We start from the raw sequence: 23,118 nt of genomic DNA, 5'->3' as shown, positions 1-23,118 counted from the left end.
CGCGAGGATCTAGCATGGAAAAGAGAACGCGCCATCAGCGACCGCGCATGGGCGCGTCGAGGAGGACTGAGCTGTGACTAAGCAGGTCCAGCAACTCGACCGGGTGATCATCCGCTTCGCCGGAGACTCCGGCGACGGCATGCAGCTCACCGGAGACCGCTTCACGGCGGGCACGGCGGAGTTCGGCAACGACCTGTCCACCCTGCCCAACTTCCCGGCCGAGATCCGCGCCCCCGCAGGCACCCTGCCGGGCGTGTCGAGCTTCCAGCTCCACTTCGCCGACCACGACATCCTCACTCCCGGTGACGCCCCCAACGTCCTCGTCGCGATGAACCCGGCCGCGCTCAAGGCCAACCTCGGCGACCTGCCCCGCGGCGCCGACATCATCGTCAACACCGACGAGTTCACCAAGCGCAACCTGCAGAAGGTCGGCTACGACGCCAACCCGCTGGAGGACGAGTCGCTGGCCGAGTGGCGGGTCCACGCGGTGGCGCTGACGTCGCTGACGGTCAAGGCCCTGGAGGGCTTCGACCTGTCGAAGAAGGACGCCGAGCGGTCGAAGAACATGTTCGCCCTCGGTCTGCTGTCGTGGCTGTACCACCGGCCGACCGAGCACACGATCTCGTTCCTGCAGCAGAAGTTCGCCAAGAAGCCCGAGATCGCCAAGGCCAACATCGCGGCCTTCCAGGCTGGCTGGAACTACGGCGAGACGACCGAGTCGTTCTCGGTGTCGTACGAGGTCAAGCCGGCCAGGCTGACCCCGGGCGTCTACCGCAACATCTCCGGCAACCAGGCCCTCGCCTACGGCCTGATCGCGGCGTCGGTGCAGGCGAAGCTGCCCCTGTTCCTCGGCTCCTACCCGATCACCCCGGCCAGCGACATCCTGCACGAGCTGTCCAGGCACAAGCGGTTCGGCGTGCGCACGTTCCAGGCCGAGGACGAGATCGCGGGTGTCGGCGCGGCGCTCGGCGCGGCGTTCGGCGGCGCGCTCGGCGTGACGACGACGTCCGGTCCCGGCGTGGCGCTCAAGGCGGAGACGGTCGGCCTGGCGGTCACCACCGAGCTGCCGCTGATCATCGTGGACGTGCAGCGGGCCGGCCCGAGCACCGGCATGCCGACCAAGACCGAGCAGACCGACCTGCTGATGGCCATGTTCGGCCGCAACGGCGAGTCGCCGGTGCCCATCGTGGCGCCGATGTCGCCGAGCGACTGCTTCGACGCGGCCATCGAGGCGGCGCGGATCGCGGTGAAGTACCGCACGCCGGTCATGCTGCTGTCCGACGGCTACCTCGCCAACGGCTCCGAGCCGTGGCGGCTGCCGGAGATCGCCGACCTGCCGGACATCTCGCAGGAGTTCACCACCGAGCCCAACGGCGAGGACGGCGCGTTCCTGCCCTACCAGCGTGACGCCGAGACGCTGGCCAGGCCGTGGGCGATTCCCGGCACGGCCGGGCTGGAGCACCGGATCGGCGGCATCGAGAAGGCCGACGGCACGGGCAACATCTCCTACGACCCGGGCAACCACGACCTGATGGTCCGGCTCCGCGCGTCCAAGATCGCCGGGATCGACGTGCCCGATCTGGAGGTCGACGACCCCGACGGCGACGCCCGGGTGCTGGTCGTCGGCTGGGGCTCGACGTACGGGCCGATCGCGGCGGCCGTGCGGCGCATCAGGAAGGACGGCGGCAAGGTCGCGCAGGTCCACCTGCGCCACCTCAACCCGCTGCCCGCCAACACCGGCGAGATCCTCAAGCGCTACGACAAGGTGCTGCTGCCCGAGATCAACCTCGGCCAGCTCGCCCTGCTGCTGCGGGCCCGCTACCTCGTCGACATCATCAGCTACAACCGGGTGCGCGGCCTGCCGTTCAAGGCCGAGGAGCTGGCCGGCGTGATCCAGGACGTGATCGACAGTGACTGAGCTGCTCAACGGGAAGGGTTTGTCACTCGTTCCCAAGAACGACGCCAAGCAGGGCCTGAAGGACTTCAAGTCCGACCAGGAGGTCCGCTGGTGCCCCGGCTGCGGTGACTACGCGATCCTCGCCGCGGTGCAGAGCTTCCTGCCGGAGCTGGGTCTGCGGCGCGAGAACATCGTGTTCGTCTCGGGCATCGGCTGCTCCTCCCGCTTCCCGTACTACCTCAACACCTACGGCTTCCACTCCATCCACGGCCGCGCGCCGGCGATCGCCACGGGCCTCGCGGCGAGCCGGCCCGACCTGAGCGTGTGGGTGATCACCGGCGACGGCGACGCGCTGTCGATCGGCGGCAACCACCTGATCCACGCGCTGCGCCGCAACGTCAACCTCAACATCCTGCTGTTCAACAACAGGATCTACGGTCTGACCAAGGGCCAGTACTCGCCCACCTCCGAGATCGGCAAGATCACCAAGTCGACGCCGATGGGGTCGCTGGACAAGCCGTTCAACCCGATCTCGCTGGCGATCGGCGCCGAGGCGACGTTCGTGGCCAGGACGCTCGACTCCGACCGCAAGCACCTGCAGTCGGTGCTGCGCGAGGCGACCGCCCACCGCGGCACGTCGCTGGTGGAGATCTACCAGAACTGCAACATCTTCAACGACAACGCCTTCGAGCCGCTCAAGGACCCCGAGGTCCGCGACGACATCACGCTCCGGCTGGAGCACGGGCAGCCGATCGTGTCGGCGACCAAGGCCGTCGTCCGCGACGCGGACGGCTCGCTCTCCGTGGTGCCACGGGCCGAGGCGGGCGAGGACCGGATCCTGGTGCACGACGCGCACAACCCCGACCCGTCGGTGGCGTTCGCGCTGTCGCGGCTGGACGAGCCGGCGTTCGAGCACGTGCCGGTCGGCATCTTCCGGCAGGTGGACCGGCCCGCGTACGACGTGCTGATGGCCGACCAGCTTGAGGAGGCCGTGGCGCAGAAGGGGCCCGGCGACCTCGGCGACCTGCTCATGGGCGGAGACACCTGGCGCATCGGCTGACCGGCGTCCCAGCAGCGCCCCGGGCCCCGGCCCGGGGCGCTTTCGCGTTTCCGGCCGTGCCGCGTCGTGGTCAGTCGTACTCGAAGTCCGGCAGCGCGGACGGCGGGTCGGGGCTGCGCCAGACGACCACGGCGGCGTCGTTCGCCGACGCGGCGGCCAGGTGCAGCCGGTCCACATCGAAGTCCGGCAGGTAGCGCAGGCGGGCCAGGAACGTCGCGTCGGTCGCGGACCGCGGGACCACACAACCCTCGCCGTCGCGGTCGAGCAGGACGTAGAGGACGTCGAAGTCGGGGGCCGTCCCCGGCTCGGTCACGACACGGACCTCGACCACGTCCTCCCACGCGAGAGCCTCGACGCTGCCGTCGGCGTAGTGACGGGTCACGCCCTCTTCTGTGACATACACGTAGGAGTCCGGCATCGGGTTGCCGTGCATGGGCGCGATTCTCGCGAGTCATGGGGCCGTACCGCAAGGGTCGGCCGGTCGGCCATGCCGTTCAGGACGGCGCGTCGCCGCCCCACGCGTGGCTCAGGTGCGCCGCCACCGCCGCCCGGGCCGCCTCGACGGGGCCGTCGGCGATCGTGTCGAGCAGCTCCCGGTGCTCGTGCACGAGCACGTCGCGGTCGGTGTAGACCTCGCGCAGGCGGACCAGCCCGAGCCGGGTCTCGGCGGCGAGCGCGCCGTAGAGGCGCTCCAGCCGCGGGCTGCCCACCGCCTCGATCAGTGCCTGGTGCAGCGCCATGTGCTCGGACACGCTCTCCGCCCAGGCGGCGCCGACCGGCAGCGCGTCCATCCGGGCGAGCGCCGCCTCCGCGGCGGGCACCCGCCGCCCGGCCACCGCCTGGGCCATCAGGTCCTCCAGCGGGCGGCGCACGTACATCAGGTCGTCCAGGTCGTCGAGCGTGACCTCCGGGACGTACGCGCTGCGGTTGCGCTCGCGCCTGAGCAGGCCCTCGTGGACGAGCGTGGCCAGCGCCTCGCGGACCGTCGGCCTGGCCACGCCGTACGCGGCCGCGATCTCCTGCTCGGGCAGCGGAGTGCCCGGCGCGATCTCACCGGAGAGCACTCTGCGGCGCAGCGCGTCGGCGAGCGCGCCGACGGCGGAGACGGGTCTGAGCGGCAACGTCACGCCCGCGACTCTAACGCCCCTCGCCGCCACGGGCGGCCTCGGCCTCCCGCCGCCGCCGCTCCGGCGCGGCCCCACGCCCGGGTACGGCCTCGTGCTCAGGTACGGCCTCGTGCTCAAGTACGGCCTCGTGCTCAAGTACGGGCCCGCGCTCGGTAACGGCTCCGTGCTCGGGTACAGGCCCGCGCTCGAGTACGGGCCCGCGCTCGGGTACGGGCCCGCGCTCGGGTACGGGCCCGCGCTCGGGTACGGCCACCGCCACCAGGCTGATCGCGAGCAGGACCAGGCCCGCCACGGAGAGCGGCGTCAGGCGTTCGCCGAGCACGAGCAGGCCGAGCACCGCGGCGACGGCCGGCTCGGCCAGGGCGAGCGTGGCCGCCGTGGCCACCGGGGTGGTGCGCAGGCCCCGCCCGTACAGGAAATAGGCCAGGGCGGTGGCGGCCAGGCCCAGGTAGAGGACGGCGAGCAGGCCGCGGGGCTCGGCGAGCCACGCCCCGCCACGCCAGGCGAGGATCGGCAGCATGATGACCGCGGCGCCGCCGAACAGCACGCCCATCACGGCGCCCGATGGCGCGCCGGCGGAGATGGCGCGGGCCGCGGTGACCGCGTAGAAGGCGTAGATGAGGCCGCCCAGCAGGGCGAGCAGCACCCCGGAGACCACCTGCCCGCCCGCCTGCGCGCCACCGCCGACGATCAGCGCCGCGCATCCGGAGACGGCCGCCGTGGTCGCCAGCGCCCAGCGCCGGCTCGGCCGCTCGCCGTGCAGCGCCCACGACAGCAGGCCGGTGAACACCGGGCCGCTGCCGATCGCGACCACCGTGCCGATGGCCACGCCGGTGCGGCCGACCGCCGCGAAGAAGCAGAGCTGGTAGGCCGCGACGGCCACGGCGGCGAGCAGCAGGCCGGGCCTCAGCACCCGCAGGACGCCGCGCCCGGCGAAGAGCGCCAGCGCGGCGCCCCCGATGACGAGCCTGGCGGCGGCCAGGGCGATCGAGTCGGCGGAGACGAGCAGCCCGGCGGTGCCGGCCGTGCCCCAGAGCACGGCGGCGGCCACGACGGCCAGGGGTCCGTTCTTCATAGGACCATTGTCAGACAATCAGACAATTTCGTCCAGCTGGCCGTCCACCAGGCGGCCCGCCTCCCCCGCCAGCTCGGCCGCGTAGTCGTCGAAGACCACGAGGGCGTCGTGGATGCCGGGGATCGCACGGTGGGGCAGGCCGAGGAGCACGTCGCCCTCGGCGTCGGCCGCGCCCGCCACGTGGAAGGCGCCGCCCTCGGCGCTGATGGAGACCTCAAGGCGCAGTTCGCGGCCGTCGGGGAGGGTGAAGGCGATGCCGGTGCGGGCGCCGGCGGGCGGGACGGCGTAGGTGTAGGGCTCGCTGCGGACGAAGGGGTGGCGTAAGCCGGCCAGCAGCTCCGCCGCCCGGCTCAGCGCGGCCAGCAACCCGGTCGCGGCCAGACTCTCGCCGTCCACGCCCCTGAGCCTAGATCAGCCCTGCGTCGCCCGACCAGGCGCGAGCCGGTCGAAACTCCCGTGACCGGCCGGCCGGTCGGCGGGCAGGTCGGCGGGCACGGTCGCGGGCAGGGCGGTGACGGCCGGAGGCCGGGGTGGCGGGTCGGTGGCCAGGCGGGCGTGGCGTTCGACGTCGTGGCGGACGCCCTCGTAGCCGAGCTTGCCGCGTTCGATCCCCTCGGGCAGGAAGCCCGCCTTGGTCGCCACCCGGCACGACGCGAGGTTGTCGGTGCGGTGGCCGAGCTCCAGCCGGTAGAGCCCCCTCTCCTCGAACGCCCACCGCGCCAGCAGGTCGGCGGCGGCGGAGGCGACGCCCAGGCCGCGGACCTCGGGCACCGTCCAGTAGGAGACCCAGCCGTTGTCGTGGTCGTCGATGCGCGTCACCGCGACGTTGCCCACCACCCGGCCGCCGAGCGTCACCGCGAAGGCGTGGCCCACCCCGGACCAGGCGGCGATCCAGCCCATCGCGTCCTTCGGCGTCACGACGGGCCAGGGCGCCTGGCGGCGCATGTCGGGCGCCTGGAACGCGGCGAGCACCGCGGGGGCGTCGTCCTCGTGCCACTCGCGGAGCTGGATGGCGTTGTGCGGCATGTTTGTCAGGCTATCGCCCGATTTGGTGGGCCGCCTCGAAGGCTGCGACGAGCGGCTTGGGCGCTGTCAGGCACCACGCCTCGGCGACCAGCTCGAACAGCTCGTCGCGGTCGATCCGGTCGAGGTGGATCACCACCCAGCCGTAGCGACCGGCGGTGAACTGCTCCTCGAACACCTCGGGCCGCTCGGCGACCAGCGCGATCTGCTCCTCGATCGTGGCCTTGACCCCGACGGTCTCGGTCTCCTCCCACAGGTAGCCGAAGCCCTTGCCCCGCACCTTGAAGCTCACCCAGTCACCGCCCCGACCGGTCTTGACCTCCGGCAGCTCGCCCACCAGCTTGAGGAACTCCTCGACACTCACGCCCATAGGCCACTGTGTACCAGAGCCCACCGACAAACCGGGTGTCCGCTTCGCGAAGTTCCGCAGGCCCAGAGGCTGGACGGCGGTCACGATCGAAGCGGCTCCCGCGCCGGGGCCGGGCGGTGCATGATGATCTCATGTCGGCCTCAACCGCGAAGGCGGAGCCCATGCCGTCCCCCGTCAGGGTCGCCAGGTTCGTCATGATGGCGCAGGTGCTCCTCAACTGCGTCGGGCTCGCCTTCTTCGCCGTCGCCATGGTCGCGTCGCTGTGGACGGCGGTCTTCCTCGCCTACTTTGCCGCGGCCGCGGTCCTGCTGGGGTGGCTGGTGAGCCGCACGCGGTCGGGCGGGAGCCGGGTGCGCTGGGCCGCCGTAGGCGCCGAGGCGATCGTGTGCGCGGTGGAGCTGGTGCTGCGCGCGCTCGACCCGGGCCTCACCGCCGGCGACCTGGTGAGCGTCAACGTGGCGGGGCCGGTGCTGGTCGTGGGGTTGCTGCTGACCCCCGCCGCCGGCCGGTGGTTCGCCCGCGGGGAGTAACCCGGACCGCCGGCCGTCCTGTCCAGCGGGACTCTCACGGCAGCAGCAGCCCCCAGTAGAGCCCCCACGGAACGAGCACCAGCCCGCCGGCGAGCAGCAGCCCGAGCCGGGCCCGCTCCCCGCGCGGCAGGTGGCCGCGCTCCCGCCGCCAGGCCCGCGCCGTGAGCACGGCGGCCACCACGCAGGCCACGGTGAGCGCCTGGAGCGCCAGCCAGACCACCGGCCGGCCCGCCAGCAGCGGACCCGGAGAGGCCAGCTTGGCGCCGGTCATCACCACGTACATCAGGTAGCCGAACGAGCCCAGCACCGCGGCGAGACCGCCACCGCTGAGCAGCCGAGCCGCCCGGCTCACCGGCGCGCGCCCGGTCCCGCGCAGCCGGCGGACCAGGGCGACCACCGGGTAGCCGGCGAACGCCACGACGAACAGGACGAGCGCGGCGAGCTGCATCCACGACGACTCCCACCAGGCGGTGGGCGGCACCGGGAAGGTCGGCGTCTCCTGCGTGGGCGCAGGCCCCGACGTGCTCGCCGCCGGCGGCCGTCCCGAGGTGACGTCGCGCACCCAGGAGCCGACCAGGTCGGCGTATCCGGGCGCCAGCTCGGGCAGCCGCGTGACCCCGCCGTCCGGCGTCAGGTGGGCGGCGTGGTCGGCCCCGGCGAAGAAGCGGAACGTGTAGTGCCGGTTGCCGCCCCGCTCGAACGCCTCGGCGAACCCGGGCGGGCTCTCCCGGGGCGGGGTCAGCAGGTCGTGGACGCCCCAGACGCCGAGCACCGGCTGCCGGACTTTCGCCAGGGTCGGGGCGGGGTCGTAGTAGGGCTCGGGGAACATGTCGCCGTCGGCCAGCAGCCGGTAGAGGGTGGGCTCGGTCCGTTCGACCAGCGGCCCGGACACGCCGGCCTTGCGGAGTCCGGCGGCCACGGCCCACGCCTGCTGGCGCAGCGGATGGGTGCTGTTGGCGCCCACGAGCACGACGAAGGCCACGTCCGCCGAGCGGGAGGCCGCGATCGGCACGACCCAGCCGCCTTCGCTGAGCCCCCAGAGGCCGACCTTCGCCGGGTCGACGCCGGGCTGCGACCGTAGCGCGGCCGCGGCCCCGAGCGCGTCGCCGGCGAGCTGTCCGTACGACCGGTGGAAGAGCGAGTAGCCCTCGGACCGCTTGTCGTAGACGAGCACCGCCAGCCCGCGCCTGGCGAACTCCACGGCCTCGACCATGAGCTTCGTGCGGGGCGTGCCGGTGCCGGCCCCGTGCACGAGCACCATTCCGGGGCGCCGCGTCCCGGCGCCCTTGGGCGCGAGGACCGTGCCCCGCAGGGTGAGCCCGCCGTCCCCGCGGAAGCTCACCTCCGTCGCCGCGAGGTCCGCGGGCACGGCGACCGGCTCGCCGGCGGTCGTCACCCCCGCAGCGGGTACGGCGGGCGTCACCGCAGCGGCGGGTACGGCGAGCGGCTCGTCGCGGGTCGTCACCGCCGCCGCGGGCACCGCGGTGACCAGCGTGAACGCGGCGGCGATGGCCGCCACCGGCATGCGTCGTCGTCTCATGGTGCAGACAATACTCTGCAGAGACTTCTCGGCAAACGTTTCTCTGCAGATCTCGTTCTCCGGGACTAGGCTGCTCGTCATGAAGGATGACGAACCGTTCCTCCTCGACGACCCCGCCCGGCTCAAGGCGCTGGCCCACCCCATGCGCCGCCGCATGCTGAGCCACCTGGAGATCCACGGCCCGGCGACCTCGACCACCCTCGGCGAGCTGCTCGGCGCCAAGACCGGCACGACCAGCTACCACCTGCGCCAGCTCGAGAAGTACGGATTCATCGAGGAGATCCCCGAGCGCTCGGCCGGGCGCGAGCGCTGGTGGCGCAAGGCTCCCGGCCCGCGCGACCTGCGCCTGCCCACCCCCGACCAGCTCTCCCCCGAGGACCGTCCGGCCCTGGTCGAGTTCCACCGCATCGGGCTGGAGGAGGACCTGCGGATGCTCGGACGCCTCCCCGCCGTCTACGAGCGCGACCCGCGCTGGGTCAAGGCCTCGCGCGGCCTGAGCCGGATGACCGAGGCGGAGTTCGAGGAGTTCTTCGAGGCGTACATGACGTTGCTGACGAAGCACGCCCGCCGGGCCGAGGACGCCTCACCCGGCGCCCGGCCGGTGTACATCCGGCTGTGGGCCTTCCCCGCCGACGACTGATCTCCCCGCTGTGACCTGGACGAACTCATGCGCCCCAAGGGATGCTTTACGGCCTATGTCCGGTTAAGGTAGCCGCACCGGGAGCGTGCCGTACGGGAGGTATGGGTGCCGATCTTCATTGCCCGCCTGCTCGCCCGGTTGACGCTACTCGGCACGTGGTGGACGCCGGTGCTCGTGTTCGGCGTCGTGTTCGTGACGAGCTGGCCGCTGATGACGCTCGTCGAGCCCGCCGGCAGCGCGCTCGTCGAACCCGGCAACTACTGGTGGTACTTCGTGGTCACCGCCTCGACCGTCGGCTACGGCGACTTCACGCCCGAGACGACCGCCGGCCACGTCGTGGGCGCCTACGTCATCGTGGGCGGCATCGCCACCCTGACCACTGTCTTCACCAGGCTCGCCGCCGTGCTGGAACGCGGCAGGGGACAACGGATGCGAGGTGCCGTGACCGTGGACGCTTCCGGCCACATCGTGCTGCTGGGCTACACGCCCGGACGCACCGAGCAGATGACCGACGAGCTGATGGCCGACGGCACGACCAGGGTCGTGGTGTGCGCCTGGGAGGAGGTGCGGACGCATCCGATGCCCGAGCGGGGCGTGGAGTTCGTCCGCGGCGACCTGACCGACGAGAGCGTGCTGCGCCGGGCCGGCGTGCACCGGGCGCTCAGCGTCCTGGTCGACGCCCGCGACGACAACGAGGCGCTGGCCGTCGCCCTCACGGCCGACCACGTCACCGAGGGCGCCCACCTGGTGGTCGCGCTGCGCGACCTGCACAGGGCCCGCCACCTGCGCTACGTCGCCGAGTCGCTGAGCTGCGTCCAGTGGCACAGCCCGTTCATGATCACCGAGGAGCTGCGGGACCCGGGCATCACCGAGATCTACTCCGAGCTGATGACCCACGGCGGCGCGGGCACCCACTCGGTGCGCCTGCCGGCCTCGCTCGGCGCGGTGCCCGTCGAGCGCTGCCAGACCGCTCTCGGGCGCCTCTACGGCGCCACGATGCTGGCCGCCCGCTCCGGCGACGCGCTGCTCGTCAACCCCGACTGGAGCAGCGAGCTGCCGGCCGGCGCCGTGCTCTACTACATCGGCGCCCGCCGCCTCACCACCGACGAGTTGGCCACGGCGCTGCGCTGAACGCTTTTCTGGCCTCCCCGGCCAGGGCCCGCGAGCGGTGTCTGTCGTAGATTCGGGGCAGATCCGACACTCGGGCTACCAGAGAGGGGCGGCCGGTGACTCCAGGCTGCGGCAACTGCGACTGCTACCTCGAAGACCTCGTGCTCGTCAGGCCACCGGGCGAGCGCTGACAGCGAGATCCCACCACGTAACCCCCCGGTCATCCGGACATGTCATGATCCTCTCGATCTTGAGGACCCTCTGACAGGAGCAGGATGACGACATTCGCACGCCGCACGTTACGTGCCGTACTCGCCGGCGGCCTGACCGCCGCCGCGCTGGTCTGGCCGGCGGGCACACCGGCGGGGGCGGCCGCGGCCGCCACCGTCTCGGTGGACTTCACCAAGCCGATCCGCACGATCTCCGCCGTCGACTACGGCGTCGGGATCACCGGGTACGGGGAGGGCTCGTACATCACCAACGACGCCAAGCACCGCGACCACCTGCGCCGGCTCGGCGTCGGCCGGATGCGGATCGAGCTGCACTACCAGACCCCGGGCGACCACGACAGCCCCATCGTGTGCGGCGGCTACAAGTGCGCCACCGAGGTCTCCGGCGACGCCTGGATCACCGCCATCCGCGACCTCGGCGCCGAGCCGGTGGTCATCCTCCAGGTGGACGGCCGCCAGACCGCCGAGGTGAACCGGGACGACGCGGTCGCCCTCTACCGGCACTTCGCCGCCTCCGGCAAGCCGGTCCAGCGGTTCATCCTGGGCAACGAGCTCAACTGCGCCTGCACCCCGGACAAGCCGGAGATGCCGGCCACGGAGTACAGCAGGCGCTTCAACCTCATCGCCGACGCTCTGCGCGCCGTGGACCCGGCCGTCAAGGTCGGCGGCCCCGCCACCGCCTGGGACGACCACGACTACATCCGCACCCTCCTGCGGAACTCCGGCGACCGGGTGGACTTCGTCGACTACCACGACTACGGCAACGGCTCCGAGCCCGTCACCGACGAGGCGCTGCTCGGCGACGTGATCCGCGAGTACGAGACCGACATCGCGGCCGTGCGCGCCCTCATCCGGTCCGAGCTCGGCCGCGACCTCGACCTGCAGATCGGCGAGTTCAACTCCGACTTCGACGACCCGGACGGCCACCGGACGCTGACCCACTTCAACACCCTGTGGGGCGCGGCGGCCGTCGGCCAGATGCTGCACGCCGGCGCGAGCGCCTTCCAGTACGGCGACAAGAACGGCCAGCTCGGCCTGACCAGCACCAAGGGCGAGGGCGGCATCGCCCGCAGCGAGCCGCTGCCCATCTACCACGGCATCGGCATGTACACCGGCGAGGGCCTGTTCAGGCCGTTCGGCAAGACGGTCGTCGAGGCGCGCGCCGACAACGACGAGCTGCACGTGTTCGCCTCCGACCACGCCAAGAACGTCGTCCTGGTCAACGTGGGCGACGAGCCGCTGGAGACGGCCCTCACCCTCACCGGCCTGACGAGCGGCACCGCGGCCGTCTGGCAGAGCACCTCCGACGCCTGGACGCCGCACCGGACCGGCACCGCGGCCATCTCCGGCGGCCGGGCCACGGTGACACTGCCGGCCGGCTCCGCCACCACCCTGGTGATCGGCGAGCAGGGCCTGACCGCCACCTACTTCGACAACGCCGACCTCACGGGCAAGAGCGTCACCCGCGTCGACCCCACCGTGAACTTCGACTGGGGCTCGTCCTCCCCCGACCCGGCCATCGGCCCGGACACCTTCAGCGCCCGCTGGACCGGCCAGGTCGTGGCCGACAAGGCGGAGACGTACACGTTCATCACGACGAGCGACGACGGCGTGCGGCTGTGGGTGGACGGGCGGCTGCTCATCGACGCCTGGACCGACCACTCCAAGCGCGACGACACCGCCGAGATCGCGCTGACCGCCGGTCGGCACGACATCACGATGGAGTTCTACGACAGCGGCTACGACGCCATCGCCGAGCTGCGCTGGTCGAGCCCGACCACCCCGCGCCAGGTCATCCCGGCGGAGCGTCTCGTCGCGGGTTAGGCGGTGCGGCCGACCGGTGTGGCCGGGCGCCGGTCGGCCTCTCGCCGTGGACCCGCTGCTCAGAAGGCGTAGCGAATCCGGCAGTACGGCAACCGGTCCCCGATGAGAGCGGTGAGCGCGGCGACGTAGCGGCCCTTGTGCCCGGTGCGGTAGCGCACGTTGCGCCCGCCGGTCTCCGAGCGTTTGGCCTGCTGCAGGTCGGGCCGCCAGAGCAGGTCCTCGGCCTTGGGGTGCCAGCCGAGGTTGACCTCGTGCAGCCGGTCGTTGAGGGTGAGGAAGATCACCTCGGCGGCGAGCTGCCGGCGGGTGGCCGGGCCGATGGCGTCGTCGAGCTCGCCGAGCAGCTCCGCCCAGTCGTCCAGCCAGCCGTCGCGCACCACGACCGGGCTGAGGTTGACGTGCACCTCGTACCCCGCCGCGACGAAGTCGTCGATCGCCGCGAGCCGCTCCCCGACGGAGGAGGTGCGGATGTCGAGCAGCTTGGCGTCCGCGGCGGGCATCAGGCTGAAACGCACCCGGGTCCGGCCACGGGGGTCCCAGTCGAGCAGGTCGCGGTTGACGTACTTGGTGGCGAAGCTGGCCTTGGCGTTCGGCAGGTCGCGGAACAGCTCGACCAGGTCGCGGACGTTGGCGGAGATGGTCGCGTCGACCGAGCAGTCGGAGTTCTCGCCGAGGTCGTAGACCCAGGCGTCCGGGTCCACCTGGTTGGGCTCCGGCTTGCCGCCCTGCCTGCCGGCGTGGCGGCGGAGGTAGCCGATGATCTGCTCGATGTTGGCGAAGACGGTGATCGGGTTGCTGTATCCCTTGCGGCGCGGCACGTAGCAGTAGGCGCAGGCCATCGCGCAGCCGTTGGCGGTGGAGGGGGCGATGAAGTCGGCGGAGCGGCCGTTGGGCCGGGCCGTCAGCGACTTCTTCACGCCGAGCACCAGCGCCTCGGTCTTGATCCGCACCCAGCGGGCGACGTTGGCCTCGTCGCCGTACAGCTCGGGGATGCGGTGGTGGCCGGCGATCTCGACCAGCTCGGCCCCCGGGAAGCGGTCGAGCACCTCGCGGCCGCGCGGCAGCTCGGCGGCGGCGGGCTCGACGTAGATGCGCCGGATGTCGAGCAACTGGCGACGTTCGATGGCTCCCATGCTAGTGGAACGCTCCACGACGACCCCGGCTTCCGCCCGCCGGTCGCTGCTCGACCGGGCACGCGTACGCCGTCCGCGAGGCGAGCGGCCACGCCCGCACCTTGGCTCCGCAGCGGCGGCAGCGCTCACGCTTGTAGACCCACCGCTCGTCGGGCGCCTCCGGGTCGCTCACCACCTGCCCGGCGTCGCGGCCCAGCGCCAGGAACCGCACAGCGGCGTCCCACAGCAGGCCCGCCCGCTCGGCGCCGACACCGCGCTCGTCCGGGTCGAGACCGGCCAGGAACAGCAGCTCGGCCCGCCAGGCGTTGCCGATCCCCGCCCACACGGCCTGGTCCAGCACGGCGGCGCCGACCGGTGCCCGGGCGGACGCCAGCCGCCGCACCGCCTCCTCGCGATCGGCGTCGGCCCGCAGCGGATCCGGGCCCAGCCGGCCGCGCAGCTCCGCCTCCCCCGCCGGGCTCAGCGCCTCGCACCGGGCCGGGGCGATGAGGTCGAACGCCGCCTCGTCCGTGGCCAGCCGGAGCCGGGTGCCCGCACGGGGCTCCACCGCCGGATCGTCGTAGGTCAGGAACACGCCCCGCATGCCCAGGTGCACGTGGAGGGCCGGGGCGCCCTCGATGCGGTAGATCAGGTGCTTGCCCACGGCCTCCACGCCGCTGACGAGCCGCCCGTCGTACGGCCGCGCGTCGAAGCGGCCCTGCGGGCTGGACGCGCGTATCACCCGTCCGGCCAGCGCCTCGCGCTGCTGCCCAGCGTAGCGGTGGAGCAGGTGGCCTTCCGGCATGCCGCCGACCTACCCCGCGCCGGGCCTGACATTCAGCCCACGCGCAGGCCGGGGCTTCGGGTGAGGCCGAGGAGGCCGAGGAGGTCGTCCATCATGTCCTCGAACAGCGGCAGGTGGTCGCCGAAGGCGACCCGGAGGTGGCCGTAGACGGCGAGGCAGAGCAGGCCGTAGATCTGCCGCCAGCAGGTCATCATGAGCAGCGCCACACCGACCGGCAGCTCCAGGCCGATGATGTCGCGATAGACGCGGATCTGCGGCGCCAGATCGGGGGCGATGTCCTCCTCCGCGGGGTAGGACAGCCGCCCCTCGCGCAGCAACCGGGCGAACAGCCGCCCGAACAGGCCGCCCAGCTCTCGCAGGATGACCAAGGGGATGCCGTCCTCCGCCGCGACCTTGGGGAAGCCGGCGCCCATGAGCAGGTCGAACCCGGCCTTGTGGGCCAGCGACCAGTCGAGCACGGCCCGGGTGGCGGCGTGCAGCTGGGCGCTGATGTCGTCGGGGTCCTGGCGGGCCGCTGCGCGGGACACGGTGTCGATGAAGTCCGCCGTGACGTCGTCGTAGACGGCCCGGACGAGACCCGCCCGGCCGTCGAAGTAGCGGTAGAGGGCCGGAGGCGTCACCCCGACGGCCCTGGCCACGGCGGCGACGGTGAGGCCCTCGACGCCCTCCTCCTCGGTGATCCGCCGGGCGGCGGCCTTGGCGTCGCGTTCGAGCTCGGCCCGCAGTCGTTCCCGTCGCGTCAACCCTGTCATCCGCCCATCTTGTCCGGTCTGGACCGTTACGGCCACTTGCGGTGAAGGGTCATCACATGGTTAATGGTGTTCACTCTTTAACGGATCATCACTGAGGGAGACCTGAATGCGTGTGCGCGGAGGCGGCCGGACGGCGACGGTGGCCGCGATCCTCCTACTGGCCGCGGCCTGCGCGAAGGGCGCCGATCCCGCCGCCGCACCGCAGCGGGCGCCCGGCACCCCGGCCACCCCGGACGCCGGGAAGACGGCGCTGGCCGAGGCGGCAAAAAGCCTGGCGGCCCTGATGGCGGCCCCAGGGCCGGTCGTCTGCTCACGGAACGGCGACCACTGGCAGGCCACGGCCTACGACGACGCCTTCCGCACCCGTGCCGCGAGCTTCACCCCGGCCACCATCGAGTCGCAACTGGCGGCGATCGCCGCGAAACTGGGCGCGGAGAAGGCGTCCGTCCGCAGCCTGTGCGGCGCAGGAGGGGATCCGGGCGTCAGCCCGGTCTCGCCGGACGGCCGGCGCGTCGCCGTCCAGGTGGACTTCTCAGCCGGCGGTGCGCTGACGCACGTGGGCTGGCTCGACCTCGGCACCGGGGCGTTCACGGACCTCACCGCCGCCTCCGACAAGAAGGGGTACGTCACGGAGACGTTCCACGACAAGAACCCCGGGTTCGCGCCCGACGGGTCGTTCTGGTTCGTCCGCGACAGCCAGGAGTACTTCTCGGCGGACCCGACCGGCCGGCTGACCCGCCGGCAGATCAGCCTGGCCTGTTTCGGCCGCAGGAACGACGACACCTACTACCGCGTCGTGAGGTCGCTCGCCGTGCTGTGCCCGGGCACCGTCCACCCGTCCGGGCGGTTCGCCGCCAGCCCGAGGGGCGTCGCCCAGTGGCTGTCCTCGGTGCAGGGGTTCCAGCTCGACCTCCTGGCGGACAGGGTGGACCGGTACGCCGACGCCCCCGACCACCTGCCCTTCCGCATGCAGGTCGCCGTGCGCGACGGCGACGACTGGCGGGACTGCACCCCCGTGACCTGGATAAACGCCACCGACCTGCTCTGCGCGGGGGCGAGCAACGACTACTACACCGTGGCGGTCGATCCGGCCCTCGCGCGCGACGACCTCGACCACGCCGATTCGACGAAGGTGAAGGTGAAGGCCGAGATCGCCCCCGCGACCGAGACATCGATCATCTCGGTCGCGGTCTCCGGCGACCGCCGCTCACTGATCATCGCGGCCGGCGACGCCGGCACGGCCAAGCTCTACCGCGCCGGCCTGCTCAACCCAGGCGGCCCCGTGGAGATCGGCCCGATCCCCGCGGAGGTGAGAGAGGGCTTCACCCTGCACAGCGGCGACCGCGCCGGCGGGGCGGGCTGACCTCACCCCAGGAAGCGGACATCGGGGGGCGCGGGACTCGGCCCGTCGAGCAGGCTGGTGGCCCGCGGAGGTCAGGACACCCTGGACGACGGGACCGTCCACGTGTTGCACGAGCCCGGCGTCCTGGTCCGGAAGCCCTTGTCGAGCCAGGCGGCGATGTTGCGGCCCTTCCCGTGGTCACGGGCCTTGGTCCACTCGTCGCCGCTCCGGCGGCTGATGTCCAGGAGCTGCTCCCAGTCGTCCCGGGTACGGTCCAGGGAGTCCCAGACGCTGCCGATGAAGACGCCGGCCAGGCACTCGGCCTGGAGCTCGTTGCGCCGGTACTGCTCGTTCAACTCGCTCTTGCCCTTGTACGGGTAGCGGTCGAAGGCGCGGTCCAGGCCCGTGATGTTCTGGACGTGGTGCCCGTATTCGTGGGCGGCGAGCTGGAACAGGAACAGGTCCGAGGGATCGTCGAGCGTGTCGTCATCGAGGATGATGAGAAAGCGCCGCTCGGCGGGGCAATAGACGCCCGCGGTGTACTTTCCCCAGCTGTCCCCGCAGTATCTCCGCGGCTTGGTGATGAATCCGATCCGGGCCTTGGCGAACGGCAGCCCGGCGCGTTTGAAATGGGCGCCCCAGGCGGCGTTGAGACAGTTGAACACCGAGGTCAGATAACGCTTGGCGGCGGGGACGTCGTCCGGCTCGATGTCACGTTCCCGGCAGTCGCTCGGCCGGAGCTCGCCCGTGCGGTACAGCTTGTTCTTGGTGAGGACGGGGTCCTTGATGGGATAAGCGGTGGCGTGCGCCGTTCCCGAAAGTAAGAGGAAGAAAAGGGCGGAGGCCGCCAGAAGAGGGGTGAAACGCATGACGCGCAGCATAGTGGTTTGATGACCTTGGAATCCGGCCAATTTTTTGGACCTGAATCCGGCGCGGCGGCTGTGGAGCGGGCGCGCCCGGGCCACGGGATCGCGCGTGCCGCGGCGTCCGATTCCGGCCAGCACACCGCGGGCCCGCCTGTGACGCTGGGACCATGACCACAGCGAATGTCGAGCACCGGCGGGACGACGCCTGGACGGTGATGGAGCGCTTCTACGCGGCCGAGGCGGCGTACGTCGCGGCGGGCGGGTACGGCAAGGCCGACTACGCCGAGGTGGCGGCCCACCTGGATCCGGAGATGGTGCTGCACCAGGCTCCCGGGCTGCCGTTCACCGGCACGGGCACCTGGCGCGGCCATGACGGCATGGAGCGTTTCCTGGCCAAATTCAGCGAGGTGTGGGAGTCGATGGAGTTCCTGGAGCAGGAGCACTGGGGAGACGGGGACACGGTCGTGGCGCGCAACCTCGTGCGCTTCCGCGCCCGCGCCACCGGCCGGGCGGTGGAGACCGAGATCGTGCAGCTCATCCGGGTACGGGACGGCCGCATGGTCGAATGCCGCCCCTTCTACTGGGACCCGGCCGCCGTCGCCGAAGCGTGCCGCACCGTGTGACCGGTGTGACCGGTGTGACCGGTGTGACCGGTGTGACCGGTGTGACCGGTGTGACCGGTGTGACCAAGGACACGTCCGGGCCCTCTCGGCGGGGGTCCGGGACCGGTTCCAGGATGCCCGCCGCCGCCCCTGAGGACGACCCTGCCGGGTGACGACCACGCGCCCGCGGAGCGGTCCCCCGCCGCGCCGGCAGAGCTCTCCACACCCCCTCCTGGGGGCAGAGAAACGGCCCTCGACCAGCACTGATGCACCGTAAGATCGACTGTACGGCCATCAGCTCAGGGGGACCGAGTGAAGCGCACCATCCGTACGACGGACGACGTCATGGACCTGCTCGACCGCCTGTTCGCCCCCGAGGCGGACCGGTGGACGGGGAACGCGGCCACCTGGTGGGACCACTTCTACGCCGACCGCTCGAAGCCGGTCCCCTTCTTCGCGAGCAAACCGGACGAGAACCTGGTGTCCTCACTCGGACGAGGGCTGCTCACGCCCGGACGGGCCCTGGACCTGGGCTGCGGGCCGGGGCGCAACGCCATCCACCTGGCGTCGCTCGGCTTCGAGGTCGACGCCGTCGATCTCTCGCCCACGGCCGTCGCCTGGGCCGAGGAGCGCGCCCGGAAGGCGGGCGCCGAGGTCCGCTTCCACTGCGGCGACGCCTTCACCGCCGCGCTCCCCGGCCGGTACGACCTGGTCTACGACTCCGGCTGCCTGCACCACCTGCCGCCACACCGCCGCGTGAGCTACCTCGACCTCCTGGACCGGGTGCTGGCGCCCGGCGGCCACCTCGGCCTCACCTGTTTCGCCGCCGGGGCCATGGGCTCCGAACTGCCCGACGACGATTTCTACCGCGACGGGCGGCTGCACGGCGGCCTGGCCTACACCCCCGACGAACTGCGCTGGATCTTCTCCGGTTACACGGAGGTCGAGCTGCGCCCGATGGTGGAGCAGGCTCCGGAGGCCCCCGCCTTCGGCGTCCCCTTCCTGCTGACCGCCCTGTTCCGCCGCCCCTTGCCTAACGCGTAACCAACAGGTTACGCTTTCCGCGTGGACGAGGTGGCGGGGGCGATAGCGGATCCCGTACGGCGGGAGATCCTGATGATGCTGCGCGACGAGCAGCTCTCCGCGGGGCAGATCGCCGAGCGGTTCGTCATCAGCCGGCCCGCCGTGAGCCGCCACCTGCGCGTGCTCCGGGACAGCGGGCTCGTGCGCGACGAACTCGTCGGCAGGCGGCGGTTCTACGTCCTGCGCACCGAGCCGCTCACCGAGCTCACCGACTGGGTCGCCCGGCTCACCCGGCCCTCCGGATGGGAGCACCGCCTCGACGCCCTGGAGACAGAGGTCTACCGGACCCGCCGCGAACACCGTGACCGCGGCGCCACGGCCCGACGAAGGGAAGACACCGCATGAGCCCCACCCCCACCGGCCGGCTGTTCCGTACGGACACCGGCAGCGACCTCGTCCTCCGCCGCACGTTCCGCGCACCCGCCGAGGACGTGTGGGCCAGCCTCACCGAGTCCGACCGCACGGCCCGCTGGTTCGGCCCGTGGGAGGGCGACGCCGCCCCCGGCCGGACGATCAAGGTCCAGCTGGCGTACGAGGAGCAGACGCCCTGGTGCGACCTGCTCGTCGACGCGTGCGAGCCTCCGCGCCGGCTGGCCGTGTCCATGACCGACGCCTCCGGGACCTGGCGGATGGAGCTCCTGCTGTCGGAGGCGAACGGCGTCACCGAGCTGCGGCTCGTGCAGCACCTCACCACCGAGGACGGCATCGGCGAGGTCGGCCCCGGCTGGGAGTACTACCTCGACATGCTCGTGGCCGCCCGCGACGGCTCCCCCCGGCCCGACTTCGGCGCCTACTACCCCGCCATGAAGCCGTACTTCGACGACCTGACCACCGGCTGAGCGGCGGACGCTCCCGTACCATGAGGGCGTGCACGGCCTCATGCGCTCCGTGTGGAACGAGCCGCCTCCCCCTGACCCGCCGGCGCGGGTGGGGCGCGACTGGGCGCTCGCCGGCGTGCTCGTGCCGGTCGCGGTGCTCGAAGGGGTCCTGCGCCCCGACCTGCCCTGGCGGGTCCTCGCGGTGGCCGTCACCGTCGCGCTGGTGCCCACCCTGCTGTGGCGCCGGACCCGGCCGCTGCCGATGCTCGCGATCGCCTTCGGCGTCACGAGCCTGGTCCCGCTGCTGACCGGCGGCGCGGCCCAGGAGACGTACACGCTGGCGTACCTGCTGCTGCTGGTGTACGCGCTGTTCCGGTGGGGGTCCGGGCGCACGGCCGTGACCGGGTTGGCCCTCATGGTCGTCTCGCTCGGCCTGTCGATCGCCGTCGGCCGGGTCGGCCCCGCCGACGCGGTCGCGGCGGGCGCCGTCCTGGTCGCGGCCATCGCCCTGGGCACCGCGTTCCGCTACCGGGCCAGGGCACGGCAGCGCGAGCTCGACCAGGTCAAGCTGCTCGAACGCGAGCAACTCGCCCGCGAACTGCACGACACCGTCGCCCATCACGTCTCGGCCATGGCGATCCGCGCGCAGGCGGGCCTGGCCACCGCGGCGTCGCGGCCGGAATCCGCGACCGAGGCGCTGCGCGTGATCGAGGCCGAGGCGGCGCGCGCCCTCACCGAGATGAACGCCATGGTCCGCGTCCTGCGCCGGAACGAGCCGGTCGACCTGGCACCCGGCCGGGGCATCGGCGACCTCCGGCGACTCGCCGGCCGTGACCCGTCCGGCCTGGCCGTCGACGTGGAGCTCTCGGGCGACCTCGACGATCTCCCTCCGTCGGTCGCCGCCGCGATCTACCGGGTCGCCCAGGAGTCGGTCACCAACGCCCGGCGGCACGCGCGGCACGCCACCCGCGTCGAGGTGCGCGTCGCCGCCGACGCCACGTCGGTGCGCCTGCGCGTGAGCGACGACGGCGACGACGCGGGCCGCCAGAGCGGGTCGTCCGGGTACGGGCTCATCGGCATGATCGAACGCGCTGGCCTGCTCGGCGGCACCTGCGTGGCCGGCCCCGGTCCCGATCGGGGCTGGACGGTGACGGCCGTGCTGCCCCGTGCCGGGACGGCGACATGACCATCCGGGTGGTCGTCGCCGACGACCAGGAGATCGTCCGCACCGGGCTCTCGATGATCCTCGGCGCCCAGCCGGACATCGAGGTCGTCGGCGAGGCCCCCGACGGGAGGCGGGCCGTCGAGCTCGCCCGCCGCCTGCGCCCCGACGTGTGCCTGTTCGACATCCGCATGCCCGGCCTCGACGGCATCGAGGCCACCCGCTCCCTCGCCGGGCCGGCCGTCGCCGATCCTCTCGCCGTCGTCGTCATCACCACGTTCGACCTCGACGAGTACGTCTACGCCGCCCTGCGGGCCGGCGCCCGGGGTTTCCTGCTGAAGAACGCCGGAGCCGCCCTGCTCTCCCAGGCCGTCCACGCCGCGGCGAGCGGCGACGCGCTCATCGCGCCGAGCATCACCGCGCGGCTGCTCGGCGCCTTCGCCCACACCGGACGCGCCGCGCCGCCGGTCCAGCCGATCGAGGCGCTCACGTACCGGGAGGAACAGGTGCTCGCCACCCTGGCGCGGGGCCGCACCAACAGCGAGATCGCCGACGAGCTGCGCATCTCGCTCAGCACCGTCAAGACGCACATCGCGAGCCTGATGGCCAAGCTCGGCGCCCGCAACCGCGTCGAGCTCGCCATGTGGGCGTACGAGACCGACCGCGTCCAGCGGGCCGATCGGCCGCCGAACGGGCGTACTTTCGGCTGATGAGCCCCGCGGCCAGCCTTTTTACGCTGATGCTCCACAGCAGATGAGGAGACGGTGATGAAGGCGTTCGTCCTGCGCTCGTACGGTTCCCTCCAGTTGGCCGAGATCGACAAGCCCCTGCCCGGCGACGACGAGGTGCTCGTCCGGGTACGTGCCACGTCCGTCCAACCGTACGACTGGCACTTCCTGAGAGGGCAGCCGTACGTGGCGCGCCTGATGGGCGGCGGGCCCGGGCTGCGCGGGCCCAAGTTCGCCGTCCTGGGCGCCGACGTCGCCGGTCACGTCGAGGCGGTCGGCCGGAACGTGACGGAGTTCCGCCCCGGCGACGAGGTGTTCGCCATGCCCAAGCAGGGCGGCTTCGCCGAGTACGCCCTCGTCGCGGCGGCGGAGCTGGCGCCCAAGCCGAAGAACCTGACGTTCGAGCAGGCGGCGGCGGTGCCGATGGCGGCCGGCACCGCCCTGCTGGCGCTGCGCGACCAGGGAGGGGTCCAGCCGGGGCAGAGGGTGCTGATCAACGGGGCCTCGGGAGGCGTGGGCACGTTCGCCGTGCAGCTCGCCAAGGCGTTCGGCGCGGAGGTCACCGGCGTCTGCAGCGCCCGGAACGTGGACCTGGTCCGGTCGATCGGCGCGGACGAGGTCGTCGACTACACCAAGGAGGACTTCACCCGCACCGGCTGGCGCCACGACCTCCTGCTGGACATCGCGGGCAGCCGCTCCGGATCCGCCTGCCGCCGGGCGCTGACCCGGAAGGGGACCCACGTCCTCGTCGGCGGACCGGGCGGCCGGTGGCTGCAACCCGCCAGCCACGTGTTCGCGACGCTCGCGGCATCGCTGTTCGCGTCGCAGCGCACGGTCGTGACGGAGGTGGTCCGCTGCACCGCGACCAAGCGCAATCTGCTGACGCTGACCGAACTCATCGAGGACGGCAGGGTCATGCCGGTCATCGACCGCAGCTACCCGTTCGAGGAGATCCCGGCGGCCATCGCCTACCAGGAAGAAGGCCACGCCACGGGCAAGGTCGTCATCACGGCCCACCCTCAGTAGGTGTCGCTCCAGTGGTACCAGGGGCCCCGGATGTGCTCGAAGGCCGAGTCGACCGAGTCGGAGTCGTCATGGTCGACCGGCCGCTCGTTCGGGCTGTAGACGTAGCCGTACGGGTCCACGCCCTCGATGACCTCGCCCAGCATGAAGTACACCCGGTCACCGTCGCGGTAGACGTCCTCGAACGCCAACGACCCGATCTCCCGAGGCCGCCTGGTGGGGTCGTCGTCCTCGCGGACCGTCCGGGCCACCTGTTCCATGCTCGCGGCTGACCGCTCGAACCGCTGCTCCTCGAGCATCCCGCAACCCGCCGGCACCGCCACCGCGACCCCCACCAGCAGCGCCGTCACCCCGCGCCGCGCCGAAGCAGCCCGTTCCCCCACCACAGCGAACACCCCC

At 72.3% G+C, this 23,118-nt stretch carries 26 protein-coding genes; 14 read left to right on the top strand and 12 right to left on the bottom strand.

What is annotated here, in order from left to right; all coding sequences use genetic code 11:
- Nucleotides 1-73 precede the first annotated feature (73 nt).
- On the top strand, nt 74-1,918 hold the full coding sequence (locus FHU36_RS16120) for a 2-oxoacid:acceptor oxidoreductase subunit alpha (RefSeq protein ID WP_185084471.1): 1,845 nt from the start codon (nt 74-76) through the stop codon (nt 1,916-1,918).
- Nucleotides 1,911-2,957, top strand: coding sequence for a 2-oxoacid:ferredoxin oxidoreductase subunit beta (locus FHU36_RS16115; protein ID WP_185084470.1), 1,047 nt, complete (start codon nt 1,911-1,913; stop codon nt 2,955-2,957). Before FHU36_RS16120 ends, FHU36_RS16115 begins: the two co-directional genes overlap by 8 nt.
- A 70-nt stretch (nt 2,958-3,027) precedes the next feature.
- On the opposite strand, the gene FHU36_RS16110 is transcribed toward FHU36_RS16115, so the two are convergent.
- From FHU36_RS16110 to FHU36_RS16085, 6 genes are all read right to left on the bottom strand, one after another.
- Nucleotides 3,028-3,390: a hypothetical protein gene (locus tag FHU36_RS16110; protein ID WP_185084469.1), complete on the bottom strand. Its 363-nt coding sequence runs from the start codon at nt 3,388-3,390 to the stop codon at nt 3,028-3,030.
- A gap of 61 nt (nt 3,391-3,451) precedes the next feature.
- On the bottom strand, nt 3,452-4,084 hold the full coding sequence (locus FHU36_RS16105; RefSeq protein ID WP_185084468.1) for a GntR family transcriptional regulator: 633 nt from the start codon (nt 4,082-4,084) through the stop codon (nt 3,452-3,454).
- Between the two features lie 10 nt (nt 4,085-4,094).
- Nucleotides 4,095-5,159, bottom strand: a complete 1,065-nt coding sequence (locus FHU36_RS16100; RefSeq protein ID WP_246502059.1) for a DMT family transporter — start codon at nt 5,157-5,159, stop codon at nt 4,095-4,097.
- 18 nt (nt 5,160-5,177) lie between these two features.
- Nucleotides 5,178-5,555, bottom strand: a complete 378-nt coding sequence (locus FHU36_RS16095) for a hypothetical protein (RefSeq protein WP_185084467.1) — start codon at nt 5,553-5,555, stop codon at nt 5,178-5,180.
- 15 nt (nt 5,556-5,570) lie between these two features.
- Nucleotides 5,571-6,185 carry a GNAT family N-acetyltransferase gene (locus tag FHU36_RS16090; protein WP_185084466.1) on the bottom strand — a complete coding sequence of 205 codons (615 nt, stop codon included), beginning with the start codon at nt 6,183-6,185 and terminating at the stop codon, nt 5,571-5,573.
- Between the two features lie 10 nt (nt 6,186-6,195).
- Nucleotides 6,196-6,552, bottom strand: coding sequence for an MmcQ/YjbR family DNA-binding protein (locus FHU36_RS16085; RefSeq protein ID WP_185084465.1), 357 nt, complete (start codon nt 6,550-6,552; stop codon nt 6,196-6,198).
- A gap of 131 nt (nt 6,553-6,683) precedes the next feature.
- Between FHU36_RS16085 and FHU36_RS16080 the strand changes: the two genes are divergently transcribed.
- Nucleotides 6,684-7,082, top strand: coding sequence for a hypothetical protein (locus tag FHU36_RS16080; protein WP_185084464.1), 399 nt, complete (start codon nt 6,684-6,686; stop codon nt 7,080-7,082).
- 34 nt (nt 7,083-7,116) lie between these two features.
- On the opposite strand, the gene FHU36_RS16075 is transcribed toward FHU36_RS16080, so the two are convergent.
- On the bottom strand, nt 7,117-8,622 hold the full coding sequence (locus FHU36_RS16075; protein WP_221495909.1) for an alpha/beta hydrolase family protein: 1,506 nt from the start codon (nt 8,620-8,622) through the stop codon (nt 7,117-7,119).
- Nucleotides 8,623-8,701: 79 nt separating this feature from the next.
- Here FHU36_RS16075 and FHU36_RS16070 point away from each other — a divergent pair, with 79 nt between their 5' ends.
- The 3 genes from FHU36_RS16070 to FHU36_RS16060 all read left to right on the top strand — a co-directional run bounded on the left by FHU36_RS16070 (nt 8,702) and on the right by FHU36_RS16060 (nt 12,426).
- Nucleotides 8,702-9,262 (top strand): ArsR/SmtB family transcription factor, encoded by a 561-nt coding sequence (locus FHU36_RS16070; protein WP_185084463.1) that lies wholly within the window; start codon nt 8,702-8,704, stop codon nt 9,260-9,262.
- A 105-nt stretch (nt 9,263-9,367) separates the two neighbouring features.
- The gene (locus FHU36_RS16065; RefSeq protein ID WP_185084462.1) at nt 9,368-10,393 is read left to right on the top strand and encodes an NAD-binding protein; all 1,026 of its coding nucleotides are present in this window, start codon (nt 9,368-9,370) and stop codon (nt 10,391-10,393) included.
- Nucleotides 10,394-10,647: 254 nt separating this feature from the next.
- Nucleotides 10,648-12,426: a PA14 domain-containing protein gene (locus FHU36_RS16060; protein ID WP_185084461.1), complete on the top strand. Its 1,779-nt coding sequence runs from the start codon at nt 10,648-10,650 to the stop codon at nt 12,424-12,426.
- 59 nt (nt 12,427-12,485) lie between these two features.
- On the opposite strand, the gene FHU36_RS16055 is transcribed toward FHU36_RS16060, so the two are convergent.
- The 3 genes from FHU36_RS16055 to FHU36_RS16045 are packed head-to-tail and all read right to left on the bottom strand — an operon-like array spanning nt 12,486 to nt 15,095.
- Nucleotides 12,486-13,559 carry a spore photoproduct lyase family protein gene (locus FHU36_RS16055; RefSeq protein ID WP_185084460.1) on the bottom strand — a complete coding sequence of 358 codons (1,074 nt, stop codon included), beginning with the start codon at nt 13,557-13,559 and terminating at the stop codon, nt 12,486-12,488.
- A 1-nt stretch (nt 13,560) separates the two neighbouring features.
- Nucleotides 13,561-14,343, bottom strand: coding sequence for a DNA-formamidopyrimidine glycosylase family protein (locus FHU36_RS16050; RefSeq protein ID WP_185084459.1), 783 nt, complete (start codon nt 14,341-14,343; stop codon nt 13,561-13,563).
- A 32-nt stretch (nt 14,344-14,375) separates the two neighbouring features.
- Nucleotides 14,376-15,095, bottom strand: coding sequence for a TetR/AcrR family transcriptional regulator (locus tag FHU36_RS16045; RefSeq protein WP_185084458.1), 720 nt, complete (start codon nt 15,093-15,095; stop codon nt 14,376-14,378).
- Between the two features lie 106 nt (nt 15,096-15,201).
- On the opposite strand from FHU36_RS16045, the gene FHU36_RS16040 reads away from it, so the two are divergent.
- Nucleotides 15,202-16,458, top strand: a complete 1,257-nt coding sequence (locus tag FHU36_RS16040; protein WP_185084457.1) for a hypothetical protein — start codon at nt 15,202-15,204, stop codon at nt 16,456-16,458.
- Between the two features lie 71 nt (nt 16,459-16,529).
- Here the strand turns inward: FHU36_RS16040 and FHU36_RS16035 are convergent, their stop codons facing one another.
- Nucleotides 16,530-17,306 carry a neutral zinc metallopeptidase gene (locus FHU36_RS16035; protein ID WP_185084456.1) on the bottom strand — a complete coding sequence of 259 codons (777 nt, stop codon included), beginning with the start codon at nt 17,304-17,306 and terminating at the stop codon, nt 16,530-16,532.
- A gap of 164 nt (nt 17,307-17,470) precedes the next feature.
- Here FHU36_RS16035 and FHU36_RS16030 point away from each other — a divergent pair, with 164 nt between their 5' ends.
- The 7 genes from FHU36_RS16030 (at nt 17,471) to FHU36_RS16000 (ending at nt 22,722) form a co-directional block, all read left to right on the top strand.
- Entirely contained in the window at nt 17,471-17,926 is a 456-nt protein-coding gene (locus tag FHU36_RS16030; RefSeq protein ID WP_185084455.1) for a nuclear transport factor 2 family protein, read from the top strand.
- A gap of 291 nt (nt 17,927-18,217) precedes the next feature.
- The gene (locus FHU36_RS16025; RefSeq protein WP_185084454.1) at nt 18,218-18,949 is read left to right on the top strand and encodes a class I SAM-dependent methyltransferase; all 732 of its coding nucleotides are present in this window, start codon (nt 18,218-18,220) and stop codon (nt 18,947-18,949) included.
- A gap of 21 nt (nt 18,950-18,970) precedes the next feature.
- Nucleotides 18,971-19,333, top strand: coding sequence for a metalloregulator ArsR/SmtB family transcription factor (locus FHU36_RS16020; RefSeq protein WP_185084453.1), 363 nt, complete (start codon nt 18,971-18,973; stop codon nt 19,331-19,333).
- Nucleotides 19,330-19,827 (top strand): SRPBCC family protein, encoded by a 498-nt coding sequence (locus FHU36_RS16015; RefSeq protein ID WP_185084452.1) that lies wholly within the window; start codon nt 19,330-19,332, stop codon nt 19,825-19,827. The genes FHU36_RS16020 and FHU36_RS16015 overlap by 4 nt, the downstream gene beginning before the upstream one ends.
- A 28-nt stretch (nt 19,828-19,855) precedes the next feature.
- Nucleotides 19,856-20,992 (top strand): sensor histidine kinase, encoded by a 1,137-nt coding sequence (locus FHU36_RS16010; RefSeq protein ID WP_312891613.1) that lies wholly within the window; start codon nt 19,856-19,858, stop codon nt 20,990-20,992.
- Nucleotides 20,989-21,678 (top strand): response regulator, encoded by a 690-nt coding sequence (locus FHU36_RS16005; protein WP_185084451.1) that lies wholly within the window; start codon nt 20,989-20,991, stop codon nt 21,676-21,678. Before FHU36_RS16010 ends, FHU36_RS16005 begins: the two co-directional genes overlap by 4 nt.
- Before the next feature lie 57 nt (nt 21,679-21,735).
- On the top strand, nt 21,736-22,722 hold the full coding sequence (locus FHU36_RS16000) for an NAD(P)-dependent alcohol dehydrogenase (RefSeq protein WP_185084450.1): 987 nt from the start codon (nt 21,736-21,738) through the stop codon (nt 22,720-22,722).
- Here the strand turns inward: FHU36_RS16000 and FHU36_RS15995 are convergent.
- On the bottom strand, nt 22,716-23,105 hold the full coding sequence (locus FHU36_RS15995) for a hypothetical protein (protein WP_185084449.1): 390 nt from the start codon (nt 23,103-23,105) through the stop codon (nt 22,716-22,718). The genes FHU36_RS16000 and FHU36_RS15995 overlap by 7 nt on opposite strands.
- Nucleotides 23,106-23,118: the final 13 nt, after the last annotated feature.

Source organism: Nonomuraea muscovyensis, from assembly GCF_014207745.1.
In the GTDB taxonomy this organism is placed as follows: domain Bacteria; phylum Actinomycetota; class Actinomycetes; order Streptosporangiales; family Streptosporangiaceae; genus Nonomuraea; species Nonomuraea muscovyensis.
The sequence above is the reverse complement of the archived record's forward strand: the minus strand, read 5'-3'. Positions and strand labels throughout refer to the sequence as shown.